The 12,210-nt window shown below is 68.8% G+C and carries 11 protein-coding genes and 1 pseudogene; 5 read left to right on the top strand and 7 right to left on the bottom strand.

The window, feature by feature from the left end; translation table 11 throughout:
* Positions 1-3: 3 nt before the first annotated feature.
* From D3H34_RS13550 to D3H34_RS13540, 3 genes are all read right to left on the bottom strand, one after another.
* Positions 4-1,170, bottom strand: a complete 1,167-nt coding sequence (locus D3H34_RS13550; protein ID WP_119554014.1) for an acyl-CoA dehydrogenase family protein — start codon at positions 1,168-1,170, stop codon at positions 4-6.
* 3 nt (positions 1,171-1,173) lie between these two features.
* Complete coding sequence (locus tag D3H34_RS13545; protein WP_119554012.1) at positions 1,174-1,995, bottom strand: enoyl-CoA hydratase-related protein; 822 nt, start codon at positions 1,993-1,995, stop codon at positions 1,174-1,176.
* A 162-nt stretch (positions 1,996-2,157) separates the two neighbouring features.
* The gene (locus D3H34_RS13540) at positions 2,158-2,508 is read right to left on the bottom strand and encodes a DUF2917 domain-containing protein (protein ID WP_119554093.1); all 351 of its coding nucleotides are present in this window, start codon (positions 2,506-2,508) and stop codon (positions 2,158-2,160) included.
* Positions 2,509-2,590: 82 nt separating this feature from the next.
* Here D3H34_RS13540 and D3H34_RS13535 point away from each other — a divergent pair, with 82 nt between their 5' ends.
* Complete coding sequence (locus tag D3H34_RS13535) at positions 2,591-3,517, top strand: LysR substrate-binding domain-containing protein (protein WP_119554010.1); 927 nt, start codon at positions 2,591-2,593, stop codon at positions 3,515-3,517.
* Positions 3,518-3,567: 50 nt separating this feature from the next.
* Here the strand turns inward: D3H34_RS13535 and D3H34_RS13530 are convergent, their stop codons facing one another.
* Positions 3,568-4,143 (bottom strand): fasciclin domain-containing protein, encoded by a 576-nt coding sequence (locus tag D3H34_RS13530; RefSeq protein ID WP_119554008.1) that lies wholly within the window; start codon positions 4,141-4,143, stop codon positions 3,568-3,570.
* A 413-nt stretch (positions 4,144-4,556) separates the two neighbouring features.
* Between D3H34_RS13530 and D3H34_RS13525 the strand changes: the two genes are divergently transcribed.
* Positions 4,557-4,784 carry a hypothetical protein gene (locus tag D3H34_RS13525; RefSeq protein ID WP_119554006.1) on the top strand — a complete coding sequence of 76 codons (228 nt, stop codon included), beginning with the start codon at positions 4,557-4,559 and terminating at the stop codon, positions 4,782-4,784.
* A complete protein-coding gene (locus D3H34_RS13520; protein ID WP_119554004.1) occupies positions 4,777-5,568 on the top strand; it encodes a hypothetical protein in 792 nt (263 codons plus the stop codon). The genes D3H34_RS13525 and D3H34_RS13520 overlap by 8 nt, the downstream gene beginning before the upstream one ends.
* An 18-nt stretch (positions 5,569-5,586) precedes the next feature.
* Here the strand turns inward: D3H34_RS13520 and D3H34_RS13515 are convergent, their stop codons facing one another.
* From D3H34_RS13515 to D3H34_RS13505, 3 genes are all read right to left on the bottom strand, one after another.
* Positions 5,587-6,858 carry an MFS transporter gene (locus tag D3H34_RS13515; RefSeq protein WP_119554003.1) on the bottom strand — a complete coding sequence of 424 codons (1,272 nt, stop codon included), beginning with the start codon at positions 6,856-6,858 and terminating at the stop codon, positions 5,587-5,589.
* A 159-nt stretch (positions 6,859-7,017) separates the two neighbouring features.
* Positions 7,018-9,192 (bottom strand): malate synthase G, encoded by a 2,175-nt coding sequence (locus D3H34_RS13510; protein ID WP_119554001.1) that lies wholly within the window; start codon positions 9,190-9,192, stop codon positions 7,018-7,020.
* Positions 9,193-9,257: 65 nt separating this feature from the next.
* Complete coding sequence (locus tag D3H34_RS13505; protein WP_119553999.1) at positions 9,258-9,935, bottom strand: haloacid dehalogenase type II; 678 nt, start codon at positions 9,933-9,935, stop codon at positions 9,258-9,260.
* A 169-nt stretch (positions 9,936-10,104) separates the two neighbouring features.
* Between D3H34_RS13505 and hisC the strand changes: the two are divergent.
* Positions 10,105-11,088 (top strand): annotated as a pseudogene (gene hisC, locus D3H34_RS13500) (histidinol-phosphate transaminase); the annotation flags it as partial.
* A 42-nt stretch (positions 11,089-11,130) separates the two neighbouring features.
* Positions 11,131-12,099 carry a Bug family tripartite tricarboxylate transporter substrate binding protein gene (locus tag D3H34_RS13495; RefSeq protein WP_119553995.1) on the top strand — a complete coding sequence of 323 codons (969 nt, stop codon included), beginning with the start codon at positions 11,131-11,133 and terminating at the stop codon, positions 12,097-12,099.
* Positions 12,100-12,210 lie beyond the last annotated feature (111 nt).

The raw sequence follows: 12,210 nt of genomic DNA, 5'->3' as shown, positions 1-12,210 counted from the left end.
GAATCAGCGCCCGCCCAGGCCCATCGAGCGCGTGATCACCTCTTTCATGATCTCGTTCGTGCCGCCGTAGATGCGCTGCACGCGCGCGTCGGCATAGGCGCGCGTGATCGGGTACTCCCACATGAAGCCGTAGCCGCCGTGCAGCTGCACGCACTCGTCCATCACCTTGCACTGCAGATCGCTGGTCCAGTACTTGGCCATGCTCGCGGTGGCGGTGTCGAGCTTCTCGACCATCAAGAGCTCGATGCACTTGTCGACGAACACCTGCGCCACCTGCACCTCGGTCTGCAGCTCGGCCAGCGTGTAGCGGGTGTTCTGGTAGTTGCCCACGGGCTGGCCGAACACCTTGCGCTCCTTCACGTAGGCCACGGTCTGGTCGAGCGCGGCCTGCGAAGCTGCCACTGCGCTGATCGCGATCTGCAGCCGCTCCCAGGGCAGCTGCTCCATCAGGCAGATGAAGCCGCGGTTGAGCATGGCGGCGTCGCCCAGCAGCGCGTCGGCGGGCAGGCGCACGTCGTTGAAGAACAGCTCCGAGGTGTCCTGCGCCTTCAGGCCCAGCTTCTTCAGGCGCTTGCCCTTCTCGAAGCCCGGCATGCCGCGCTCGACGAGGAACAGGCTGGTGCCCTTCGCGCCCGCGGCCGGATCGGTCTTGGCCACGACGATCACGAGGTCGGCGTGCCAGCCGTTGGTGATGAAGGTCTTGCTGCCGTTGAGCAGGTAGCTGCCGTCGGCCTGTTGGATGGCGCTGGTCTTCACGGCCTGCAGGTCGCTGCCTGCGCCGGGTTCGCTCATGGCGATGGCGCCGACCATCTCGCCGCTCGCGAGCCTGGGCAGGTAGTGCTGTTTCTGCGCCTCGGTGCCGTAGCGCAGGATGTACGGCGCCACGATCTCGTTGTGCAGGCCGAAGCCGATGCCGGTGAAGCCGCGTGCCCACAGCTCCTCGAACTGGATCACCGAATACAGCAGGTCGGCGCCCGCGCCGCCGTAGGTGTCGGGCAGTGCCATGCACAGGAAGCCGTTCTCGCCGGCCTTGGACCAGACGACGCGGTCCACGTAGCCCTGCTCTTCCCATGCGTCGTGGAAGGGCGCGATCTCCTTGTCCATGAAGCGACGGAAGCTGTCGCGGAAGGCCTCGTGGTCGGCAGTGAAGAGGGTGCGTTCGATGGTCATGGGTCAGCGGGTTTCAAAGACAGGGGGACGCTTCTGCAGGAAGGCGCTCACGCCCTCGCGGAAGCTGGGGCGGTCGATGAGCGCGCGCTGGCGCTCGCTCTCGTAGTGCAGCTGTTCCTTCAGCGTGTGCTGTTCGGAAGCGTCGAAGGCCTCGCGCGCTTCGAGCACCGCATGCGCCGGCAGGCGCGCAAGGCGCTGCGCGATCGCACGGGCGTCGTCCATCAGCTGCTCGTCGTCGGCGCAGGCCCAGATCAGGCCCCACTGCACCGCGCGCCCGGCGCTCAGGCGCTCGTCGAGCAGCGCCATGCCCATCGCGCGCGCACGGCCGGCGCGGCGCGGAATGGCCCAGGTGCAGCCCAGGTCCGGCACGATGCCGAGCTTCGGCAGGAAGGGCAGGTAGAAGTAGGCGCTGCGCGCCGCGATGGTCACGTCGGCCGCGAGCGCCAGGCCCACGCCCGCGCCGGCCGCCGGGCCGTTGACCGCGGCCACCACCGGCACGGGCAGCGTGCGCAGCGTCTCGATGAGCGGGTTGCTGAGCTTCTGCATCCATTCGGCGGTCTGGTCGCCGAGCGTCTGGCCGGGCTCGCCGGGCGGCGCCATCGCGCTCAGATCGGCGCCCACGCAGAAGGCCTTGCCGGCGCCCGTGAGGATCACGGCGCGCACCGTGCGGTCGTCGCGGATGCGTTCGAGCGTGTCGCGCAACTCGACCTGCAGATCTTTGGCGATCGGGTTGAGCTTGTGCGGCAGGTTCAGCGTGAGCGTGGCGATGCCGTCGGCCTGCTCGCACAGCACGGTGGGCTGTTGGGGGGATGGCGGCGCGGTCATGCGCGCGCTCCGTCGAAGGTGTGTGACATGGGCGTGTCCCTTTCAAGGCAAGGAAGGAAAACGGACGCCCAAAGCAAAAAGCCGCCTGTCGTCACGGCGGCGCGCGGCGCTCCCTGCGGGGGCGGTCCATGGCATCGAGGTTCGATGCCATGGCGCCCCAGGTCAAGCCGGGGACAACCCGTGCAGCGACAGTCGCCAAGGCGACCATGGCCGTGCGCGCGATGCGGGGTCCGGCAGTGCGGCGGGCTGTGCGTCCGACACCGAGATGCAGGACGACTCCAGCGCCGACACCAGCACGCGCCGGTGCTCGGTGCCCTCGAAGCGTTCGCCCGGCGCCAGCACGATGTCGCGCGGGTCGCGGTCGAGCGTGATCCACACGGAGCCGCTGCGGCACTCGATGCCCACGCCCGCGCCGTCGGGCACGGCGAAGACGGCGCGGTTCGGCAGGCTCACCTGGAAGCGTGAGGACGACGAGGAGAAGAAAGTGGAAGGAGACCGGTCGGTGCTGCTCATGGGAAGCTCCATTGCATTCGTGATACGAATGAATATAGTGAGCCGAGCCCTCATTTACACGCGGTCATTCGGAACTCGTTGCATGCATCCAGAGAATGCCAAAACCCCCGTCGGCGAGCTGCCGCCACTCGAATTGCTGCGCAGCTTCGAGGCTGCCGCGCGCCGGCTGAGCTTCACGCTGGCGGCGGGCGAGCTGCACCTCACGCAGTCGGCCGTGAGCCGGCAGATCCAGCAGCTCGAAGCCAGCCTGGGCGTGCTGCTGTTCGAGCGCCGCCACCGTGCGCTCGTGCTCACCGAGGCCGGCGGCGTGCTGCAGCGCGCCGTCACCGACAGCCTGGAGCGCCTGCGCGACGCCACCGCGCGCGTGCGCGCCAGCGCCGCGCCGCGGCAGGTGTCGATCACCAGCACGCCGGGCTTCGCGTCGCTGTGGCTCATTCCGAAACTGGCACGCTTCACCGGCACGCATCCGCAGGTCGACGTACGCGTGTCGGCCACGCTCGACGTGCTCGACCTCGACGTGAGCCGCCTCGACCTCGCGGTGCGCTTCGTGCCCATCGGCCGCGGTGTGGGCCCTGCGCTGTTCGAGGAGTCGGTGATTCCGCTGTGCGCGCCGCAGGTCGCCGCATCGCTGCGCGAGCCGGCGGACTTTTCCAGGCTCACGCTGCTGACCAGCGAATACCCGGACCATCGCGAGGCCCCGACCGTCGACTGGGAGCCGTGGCTCAAGGTGATGGGGCTGGAAGACCTGCGCATGAAGAGCACGCTGCGCTTCACGCAATACGCCGATGCGGTGGCCGCCGCGGTGGCGGGGCAGGGCGTGGTGATCGGGCGCCTGCCCTTGCTGCGCGAACTCATGCGCGACGGCCGGCTCGTGGCGCCGCTCGGCGAAGGCGCGGCATCGCACCGCGGCTACTTCATCGAGATGTCCCGGCGCGCCGCGAGCAACCGCGACGCGCAGGACTTCGCGCAATGGCTGCGCGACGAAGCGGAGGCGGCGCAGCGGACCTGAGGACCTGAGGACCTGAGGACCTGATTCAGGGCGCCGCGAGGCACCATCGATCAACCCGGCAGCAGCACCTTGTTGACGACGTGGATCACGCCGTTCGACTGGTAGACATTGGCGATCGTCACCGTGGCCGTGCCGCCCTTGGCGTCCGTCACCATCACGTTGCCGCCGCTCATCGTGGCCGTGAGCGTGCCGCCGCTGGCGGTCTTCAGCACGGCCTTGCCGCCGCCCGCGTTGATCGCGCTCATCAGCGCCGCGCTGTCCATGCGCCCCGGCACCACGTGGTAGGTCAGCACCTTGGTGAGCGTGGCCTTGTTCTCGGGTTTGAGCAGCGTGTCGACCGTGCCGGCCGGCAGCGCCGCGAACGAGGCGTTGGTCGGCGCGAACACCGTGAACGGGCCCGGGCTCTTGAGCGTGCCCACGAGGTCGGCCGCCTTCACCGCCGCGACCAGCGTCGTGTGGTCCTTCGAGTTCACGGCGTTGTCGACGATGTCCTTCGTCGGGTACATCGGCGCACCGCCGACCATGGGCGTCGACGCACTGCTGCCGCTCATGCCCATGCCGCCACCACTGCCGGCACAGGCGCCGAGCAAAGCCGACACACCGAGTGCGATCACGAGTTTTTTCATGGATGTCTCCTGGAAGAAAAGGCTCTGTGGAAACCGCCAACAGCTCGGAGGCGCGATGCGCTTGAGATGTCATACGGCGCGACACGCGAAGCGGATTCATTGCGTGCGGATTCACGCGCGCGGCCGTGTCAGCTTTGCGCCACAACGCACGGCGCAAGGCTTGCGCGCGATGCGGGCCATCGCCAGAATCCGCCCTTCCTTTTTCAGCGACTGTTTTTTCCGACACCGCGCACGGCGACGATCAACCTCCCGGGCGAGACCACTTTTCAATGAACCGTTCACTGAACACCTGACGCACACCGACCGCCCCGGCCGGATGTGCACCTTCGCATCCGCCGCGGCCGAATCGACAAGGGCCCCGCGCGCAACTGCATTCGCCGGGGCCTTTTTGTTTTCTTTCGGAGTGTGTGCACATGAGTGCTCAACGAAAGGCCCGCGACGACGACAAGCGTCTGGGCCGGTTCTACTTTGCGGTGCCCGCGTCGGCCCCGCGCAATCCCGTGGTGGCCGCGATGGCCCACCGCGAATCCAGCCAGGGCGCAGGCCGGCACCTGCGCACCCACCGCGCCGAGCGGCGCGCGCAGAAAGTGGCACTGCAGAAAGCCGCGCGCGACATCGGGCGAAGGAGCGACGATGCGTGACGACATGGACAAGGTGATCGTCGAGCGCCCGCGCGGCGGCCGGCGTGTGCAGGGTGACGGCCGCGTGTGGCGCAACAGCCCCGAGCGCGGCTCGCACCTGGGCATGAAGCGCGGGCTGGGCAGCCCGAAGTGGCTGAGCGAGAACCTGCAGCCGCTCAAGCGCTGGCTGCACAAGCAGGTGCATCGGCCGTGGGACAAGGTGTACGCCGAGCTGTGCAGCGGCATCGACCGCCGCAGCACGGTGCAGGCGCACATCTTCCAGCACATCGGCGATTTCGTGGCGCGCGACACGGTGCTGTGCGACGGCGAGGTGCGCGTGCCGCCGTACCGATGGGGCGACGCCCGCCGCGTGCCGCTGCACGAGGCGCCGGGCGTCGAACTGTTCGTGCATCCGGTCACCGGCATCCTGCTGCCGAACCGGCGATTGCGCCAGGCGCGTGCGGCGCGCGCCTCGAAGCGCTTCAACTGGGCCGAGCAACGCGGCGACACGCCCTATGCGGTCTACCACGTGATCGACGAGACCACGCAGTGGCATCGCGTCGACGGCTGCTGGTTCGAGGTCGTGCTGGCGAAGTTCCCCGAGCGCGCGGACACGGCGCAACCGGAGCCCAAGTGCTACGACGTGCTGCGCCGCTGCGTGGTCACCCGCGGCGGCGCAGCGCAGCGTCCCGCGCCGGGCCTGCCCACGCACTTCGGCATGTACGGTCGCTACGGTGTCTATGCCGCCGCCAAGCGCCAGTTGAGCCGGCGCGAGGTGCGGGCGCGGCTGGGCGACGCGGCGTGAGGCGGTGCGTGTCGGCGATCAGATCGTGGGCCGTGCCGGCCCCTTCGCGCGTGGCAACACCAGGAACGCCAGCGTCCCCGCCGCCAGCATCCCGCTCACCGTGAGGAACACCGCGCGGAACGGCTCGACGTTGTTTGCCACCGCCCATGAAGCGGCCACGCCGGTGGTCCACTGCATGAGCGAGACGCCGAGGAACATCGCCATGTTGAGCAGTGCCATCGCGCGGCCCGTCATGGCCGCCGGGTAGGCGTTCTTGGTGTAGGCGTACTGCAGCACGCCGTAGCCCGACAGCAGGCCGTAGGCGATGGGCAGGCCGATGTCGAGCAGGCGCGAGTGCGTCAGTGCCATCGTGCAGAACATCACCGCGCCGGCGCAGGCGCAGCTCATCATCCAGCGCGTGCGCCGCGCGCCGCCCGGGTCCATGCGGCCGAAGAACGCGGGGCTGAGCATGCCCGCGACCGTCATCACCAGCGCCACGTTGCCGCTGGCCACCAACGAGAGGCCGTGGCGGTCGTGCAGCACGGGGCCGAGCCACAGGCCGCGCAGCGTGATGAAGGCCGCATACGACACGCAGGCAAAGCAGAGCAACCCGAGCGTGTGGGGCATGGCGAACAGCGGCAGCAGCTCGCGCACGGCCGTGCGCAGCGACTGCCGTTCGGTTGGCGCGTCCGCCGCATTGACCGCATCAGCCGCGCGCGCAGGTTCGTGCACGCGCCAGAAGATGACGAGCCACGACAGCACCGCGAAGGTCGCCAGCGTGCCGTAGCCGGCGCGCCATGACGAAGCCTCGATCAGCAGCGCCAGCGGCGTGCCGGTGAACAGGATGCCCAGGCCCGCGAGGCTCATCACCAGGCCCGACATGGCGGTGAAGCGCGAGGCGTCGAAGTGGCGCGCGATGAAGACGGTGCAGGCCAGGAAGGCCGGTGCGCAGCCCACGCCGATCAGCGCCTGCCCGAGCAGCAGCGCGCCGAAGCCCGGCGCCATCGTGCACAGCACGGCGCCCGCGATGGCGAGTGGAAAGGCGGTGAGCACCGTGCGGCGCACGCCGAACATGTCGATCGACACGCCCATCGCGAGCTGCATGACGCCGAAGGTGAAATGGAAGGTGCCGGCCCACATGCCCAGCTCCTGCGGCGTGAGGCCGAAGTGCTGCGTGAGCGGCGTGGCCATCATGGCGCCGACGGTGCGGAAGGCCTGGCTCAGGGCGAAGGCGGTGGCCAGTGCGACGAGCATGGCGGCGGCCGAGGTCGACCAGCGGGTCGGGGGCGGCGAGGCCGCGGGGGTGTTCATCGAAAGAGACGGAGACCGGGGAAATGGAAGCGGCGTCGATGCTACCGGCATGTCGCGCACCATGCAGAACGGCGCCCGAGGGCGCCGTCCGTTGGCTGTCTCCGAGGCGTCAGACCTGGCGAATGCCAGGTCCGCGCCAGGCGGGCATCAAGCCGCGTTTCAGGCCGCGGCCTTGACCTTCAGGCGCCACGCGTGCAGCAACGGCTCGGTGTAGCCGCTGGGCTGCTCGATGCCCTTGAACACGAGGTCCTGCGCGGCCTTGTAGGCGGCCGAGGTGTCGAAGTGGCCGGCCATCGGCTGGTACAGGGCGTCGCCGGCGTTCTGCTCGTCGACCACCTTGGCCATGCGCTGGAAGGCCTCGTCGACCTGCGCCTTGGTCACCACGCCGTGCAGCAGCCAGTTGGCGATGTGCTGGCTGGAGATGCGCAGCGTGGCGCGGTCTTCCATGAGGCCGACGTTGTGGATGTCGGGCACCTTCGAGCAGCCCACGCCCTGGTCGACCCAGCGCACCACGTAACCCAGGATGCCCTGCACGTTGTTGTCGATCTCCTGCTGCTTCTCGGCGTCGGTCCACTTCGCTTCGGCGGCGATCGGCACCTGCAGCAGCGCGTTCAGGATGTTCTCGCGCTCGCCTTCGGCGTCGATCTTTTCCAGCTCCTGCTGCACGGCGGTCACGCTGACCTGGTGGTAGTGCAGCGCGTGCAGCGTGGCGGCCGTGGGCGAGGGCACCCAGGCGGTGTTGGCGCCGGCCTTGGGGTGGGCGATCTTCTGCTCGAGCATCGCGGCCATCAGGTCGGGCATGGCCCACATGCCCTTGCCGATCTGCGCCTTGCCGCGCAGGCCGCAGTTCAGGCCGACGAGCACGTTGTTCTTTTCGTAGGCGCCGATCCAGGCGCTGGACTTCATGTCGCCCTTGCGGATCATCGGGCCGCCCTGCATGGCGGTGTGCATCTCGTCGCCGGTGCGGTCCAGGAAGCCGGTGTTGATGAAGGCCACGCGCGCGGCGGCTTCGGCGATGCAGGCCTGCAGGTTCACGCTGGTGCGGCGCTCTTCGTCCATGATGCCCAGCTTCACGGTGTTGGCGGGCAGGCCCAGCAGCTGCTCGACGCGGCCGAACAGCTCGCTCGCGAAGGCCACTTCGGCCGGGCCGTGCATCTTGGGCTTGACGATGTAGATGCTGCCGGTGCGCGAGTTGCCCTTGCGCTTCACGTCGATCATCGCGATGGTGGTGGTGACCACCGCGTCGAGGATGCCTTCGGGAATTTCCTTGCCGCCTTCGTACAGGATGGCCGGGTTGGTCATCAGGTGGCCCACGTTGCGCAGGAACATGAGTGAGCGGCCGTGCAGCTTCAGCGGCTGGCCGTTGGCGCCGGTGTATTCGCGGTCGGCATTCAGGCCGCGCGTGAAGGTCTTGCCGCCCTTGGCGACTTCTTCGGTCAGCGTGCCTTGCACGATGCCCAGCCAGTTCGAGTACGCGACGACCTTGTCGGCCGCGTCGACCACGGCGACCGAGTCTTCCAGGTCGAGGATGGTCGAGAGCGCGGCTTCGAGCACGAGGTCGCTCACGCCGGCTGCATCGCTCTTGCCGATGGGCGTGGAGCGGTCGATGCGGATGTCCAGGTGGATGCCGTTGTGCTTGAGCAGCACCGACGACGGCGCGGCGGCGTCGCCCTGGTAGCCGATGAATTGCGAGGCGTCGGCCAGGCCGGTGGTGCTGCCTTGCAGCGCGACGACGAGCTGGCCGTCCTTCACGCTGTAGCCGGTCGCGTTCTTGTGCGAGCCGTTGGCCAGGGGCGCGGCCTGGTCGAGCACGTTGCGTGCGAACTCGATGACCTTGGCGCCGCGCACGGGGTTGTAGCCCTTGCCCTTTTCGGCGCCGCCGGTTTCGGGAATGGCGTCGGTGCCGTACAGCGCGTCGTACAGCGAGCCCCAGCGCGCGTTGGCGGCGTTCAGGGCGTAGCGCGCGTTCAGGATCGGCACCACCAGCTGCGGGCCGGCCTGCAGCGCGAGTTCGGAGTCGACGTTGGCCGTGGTGGCCTTCACGCCCTTGGGCTGCGGCAGCAGGTAGCCGATCTTTTCCAGGAAGGCGCGGTAGGCCGGCATGTCGGCGATGGGGCCGGGGTTCTTCTTGTGCCAGGCGTCGAGTTCGCTCTGCAGGCGGTCGCGCTCGGCGAGCAGGGCGACGTTCTTGGGCGCGAGGTCATGGACGATGGCGTCGAAGCCCTTCCAGAACACGTCGCTGGCCACGCCGCTGGCGGGCAGGACCTTCTCTTCGACGAAGCGGTGCAGTTCGGTCGCGACCTGGAGTCGGTGGGCGGTGGTGCGGTCGGTCATGTGTTTTCTCCTTGGGAACGCAATGCAAAAAATGAAAATCGGGAAGGGCGTTGGAAGCGCCCGGTTCAGAAGAAGGCGAGCACGTCGCGCAGGCTGTGGCCGATGCGCTCGGGCTGTGTGCCGAGTTCTTCGAAAGGCAGTTGGTAGCGGTTGATCCAGAGCGTGCGAAAACCGTACCAGGTGGCGCCCAGGGCGTCCCAGCCGTTGCAGCTCACGAAGGCGATCTGCGCCGGCGGCAGGCCGGTGGCCACCGCGCCGAGCTGGTAAGCCTCGGGATGGGTCTTGTATTTGCGGATGCCGTCCACGCTCAGCATGTGGTCGAGCAGGCCGTGAAGGCCGGCGCTGCGCACGGCGGCGTCGAGCATGCCGGGGTCGCCGTTCGAGAGGATGCCGGTGACCACGCCGCGCGCCTTCAACGCCTGCAGCACCTCGCGGCTTTCTTCGAAAGCGCTCAGCGTGCGGTAGGCGTCCATCAGCTGCTGCTCGGCGGCGTCGTCCATGGGCAGGCCCAGCCGCCTGGCGCTGTAGCGCAGGCCGGCGCGCGTGAGTTCGCTGAAAGGGCGGTAGTGCGCGCCGTCGTTGCTGGTGGTCACGAGGCGGGTGTATTCGATCTGCTTGTCGCGCCAGGCCACGGCCAGCGCGGCGCCCTGTCCGGGGAACAGGCGCTCGGCCGCCTGCCCGACGCTGTACACGTCGAACAGGGTGCCGTAAGCGTCAAAGAGAACTGCCCCAGGTGAAGCCATACAGGAACTGTATTCGATACTTTGCAAGCGAGTAAGAGCCGAAAGTGAGATTTATCTGTGACAAAAATGAATGTAATCGGCGAAGGCCCGGGCACAGCGTCAAAGGGTAGGCCCTGAGGCCGGGGCGGTGGCGGCTGTATATATTTAACTTCTTAAATAAACAGCTTCCGCCGCAATGATCCTCCTGGCTTCCAACGAAAACCCGCTCGGCATGCCCGAGTCGGCCCGCCGCGCCGCCGCCGCCGCCCTCGAAGGTGCGGGCAACTACCCCGACAGCAACGGCACGGCGCTCAAGCAGGCGCTGGCCGCCCGGCTCGATGTGCCGCCCGAATGGCTCACGCTGGGCAGCGGCTCGAGCGAGATTCTCGAGCTGGCGGCGCAGGTCAGCCTGAAGCCGGGCGAGAACGTCGTCTATTCGCAGTACGGCTTCATCGTCTACGCGGCGGCCACGGCGCACGCCCACGCGCGCGCCACCGTGGTGCCCTCGCGCGACTTCGGCCATGACCTGGATGCGATGCGCGCCGCCATCGGCGACGACACGAAGCTGGTCTTCGTTGCCAATCCCAACAACCCGACCGGCACCTTCATCGATGCTGCGCCGCTGCGCGACTTTCTGCAATCGGTGCCCGCGCACGTGACGGTGCTGCTCGACGAGGCCTACACCGAATATCTGTCGCCCGCGCAGCGCTACGACAGCATCGAATGGGTGCGCCGCCTGCCGAACCTGATCGTGGCGCGCACCTTCTCCAAGGCCTTCGGCCTGGCGGGGCTGCGCATCGGCTACGGCGTGTCGCAGCCGGCGCTCACGGCGCGCATGAACGCGCATCGCCCGCGTTTCAACGTGACCACGCCTGCCCAGGCCGCGGCGGTGGCGGCGCTGGGTGACACGGCATTCCTCGCGCGCACCTACGAGCTCAACACCGCCGGGCGCGACCAGCTCGCCGCGGGCTTCACCGCGCTGGGCCTGCCGTACATCCCGTCGTCGGGCAACTTCCTGACGGTGCAGGTCGGCGACGCGGCCGCCGTGCACGCGCGCCTGCTGGCCGCCGGCATCGAGGTCTCGCTGCTCGGCCCTTACGGCCTGCCGCAATGGCTGCGCGTGAGCGTCGGCCTGCCGGCGCAGAACGAGGCCCTGCTGGCCGCGCTGCGCTGAGGGTCGCCAGAAAAAACAACCACCACCCCGAGGAGACCGCCCATGCAACGCCGCCAGTTCGCAGCGCAGGCCGCTGCCGTCATCACCGCCACGGCCTTTGCGCCGATGGTGTTCGCGCAGGATCGCCCGGCTCGCATCCTGGTCGGCTTTCCGCCGGGCGGGTCGGTCGACGTGGTCGCGCGGCTGCTGGCCGACAAGATGCGCGTATCGCTCGGGCAGAACGTCATCATCGACAACAAGCCCGGCGCGGCCGGCCGGCTGGCGCTGGCCGAACTCAAGCGCTCGCCGCCCGACGGCAGCGTGCTGGTCTTCTCGCCGAGCGGCGCGATGGTGATCCACCCGTGGCTTTATTCGAACCTCGGCTATGACCCGGCGAAGGACTTCACGCCGATCTCGCTGGGCAGCACCTTCGATTTCGCGGTGACGGCAGGGCCGGGCGCGCCGGCCGGCGACCTGAAGGCCGTGCTGGCCTGGATGAAGGCCAACCCCGGCAAGGCCAACTACGCGACCTCGGGGGCGGGCACGGTGCCGCACTTCGCGGGCCAGTTGCTGGGACAGGCTTCGGGCGTGCCGATGACGCACGTCGCCTACCGCGGCGGCGCGCCGGCCGCGCAGGACCTGATCGGCGGACAGGTGCCGCTGATGGTCGACACCGCCTCGGAAACCATCGAGCACCACCGCGCGGGCAAGGTCCGCATCCTCGCGGTGACGGGCGCCCAGCGCAGCCGCGCGCTGCCCGATGTGCCGACGCTGAAGGAGGCGGGCATCAACGTGACGGCCGATGCCTTCTTCGGTCTTTACGGCCCGCCGGGGATGTCGCCCGAGCTGGTCGCGCGCATCGACAAGGCCGTGGCCGATGCGCTGCGCGCGCCGGATGTGCAGGACAAGATCTACGCGCTGGGGCTGGTGCCGGCGCATGCGGGGCCTGCGGAGCTGGCGACCATTCAGGCGACGCACCTGAAGCGGTGGGAAATGCCGATCAAGAATTCCGGCTTCAAAGCGGAGTCCTGAGGCTCCCGCATTTCTCCCTCCCCTCCCGGGGGAGGGCCGGGGTGGGGGCGCGACGGCCTTCGATCAGGCGCCGCGATGTCGCAAGCGCCGCCTGCCCCCATCCCAACCTTC

This window comes from Acidovorax cavernicola, from assembly GCF_003581445.1.
This window is presented reverse-complemented; position numbering and strand designations above follow the sequence as displayed.

What these genes read in the sequence shown, in the direction of transcription:
- D3H34_RS13530 (WP_119554008.1), bottom strand. Translation starts at nt 4,143, where the DNA reads ATGAAAAAACTCGTGATCGCACTCGGTGTGTCGGCTTTGCTCGGCGCC.
- D3H34_RS13535 (WP_119554010.1), top strand. Translation starts at nt 2,591, where the DNA reads ATGCATCCAGAGAATGCCAAAACCCCCGTCGGCGAGCTGCCGCCACTC.
- D3H34_RS13510 (WP_119554001.1), bottom strand. Translation starts at nt 9,192, where the DNA reads ATGACCGACCGCACCACCGCCCACCGACTCCAGGTCGCGACCGAACTG.
- D3H34_RS13545 (WP_119554012.1), bottom strand. Translation starts at nt 1,995, where the DNA reads ATGACCGCGCCGCCATCCCCCCAACAGCCCACCGTGCTGTGCGAGCAG.
- D3H34_RS13525 (WP_119554006.1), top strand. Translation starts at nt 4,557, where the DNA reads ATGAGTGCTCAACGAAAGGCCCGCGACGACGACAAGCGTCTGGGCCGG.
- D3H34_RS13515 (WP_119554003.1), bottom strand. Translation starts at nt 6,858, where the DNA reads ATGAACACCCCCGCGGCCTCGCCGCCCCCGACCCGCTGGTCGACCTCG.
- D3H34_RS13520 (WP_119554004.1), top strand. Translation starts at nt 4,777, where the DNA reads ATGCGTGACGACATGGACAAGGTGATCGTCGAGCGCCCGCGCGGCGGC.
- D3H34_RS13540 (WP_119554093.1), bottom strand. Translation starts at nt 2,508, where the DNA reads ATGAGCAGCACCGACCGGTCTCCTTCCACTTTCTTCTCCTCGTCGTCC.
- D3H34_RS13505 (WP_119553999.1), bottom strand. Translation starts at nt 9,935, where the DNA reads ATGGCTTCACCTGGGGCAGTTCTCTTTGACGCTTACGGCACCCTGTTC.
- D3H34_RS13495 (WP_119553995.1), top strand. Translation starts at nt 11,131, where the DNA reads ATGCAACGCCGCCAGTTCGCAGCGCAGGCCGCTGCCGTCATCACCGCC.
- D3H34_RS13550 (WP_119554014.1), bottom strand. Translation starts at nt 1,170, where the DNA reads ATGACCATCGAACGCACCCTCTTCACTGCCGACCACGAGGCCTTCCGC.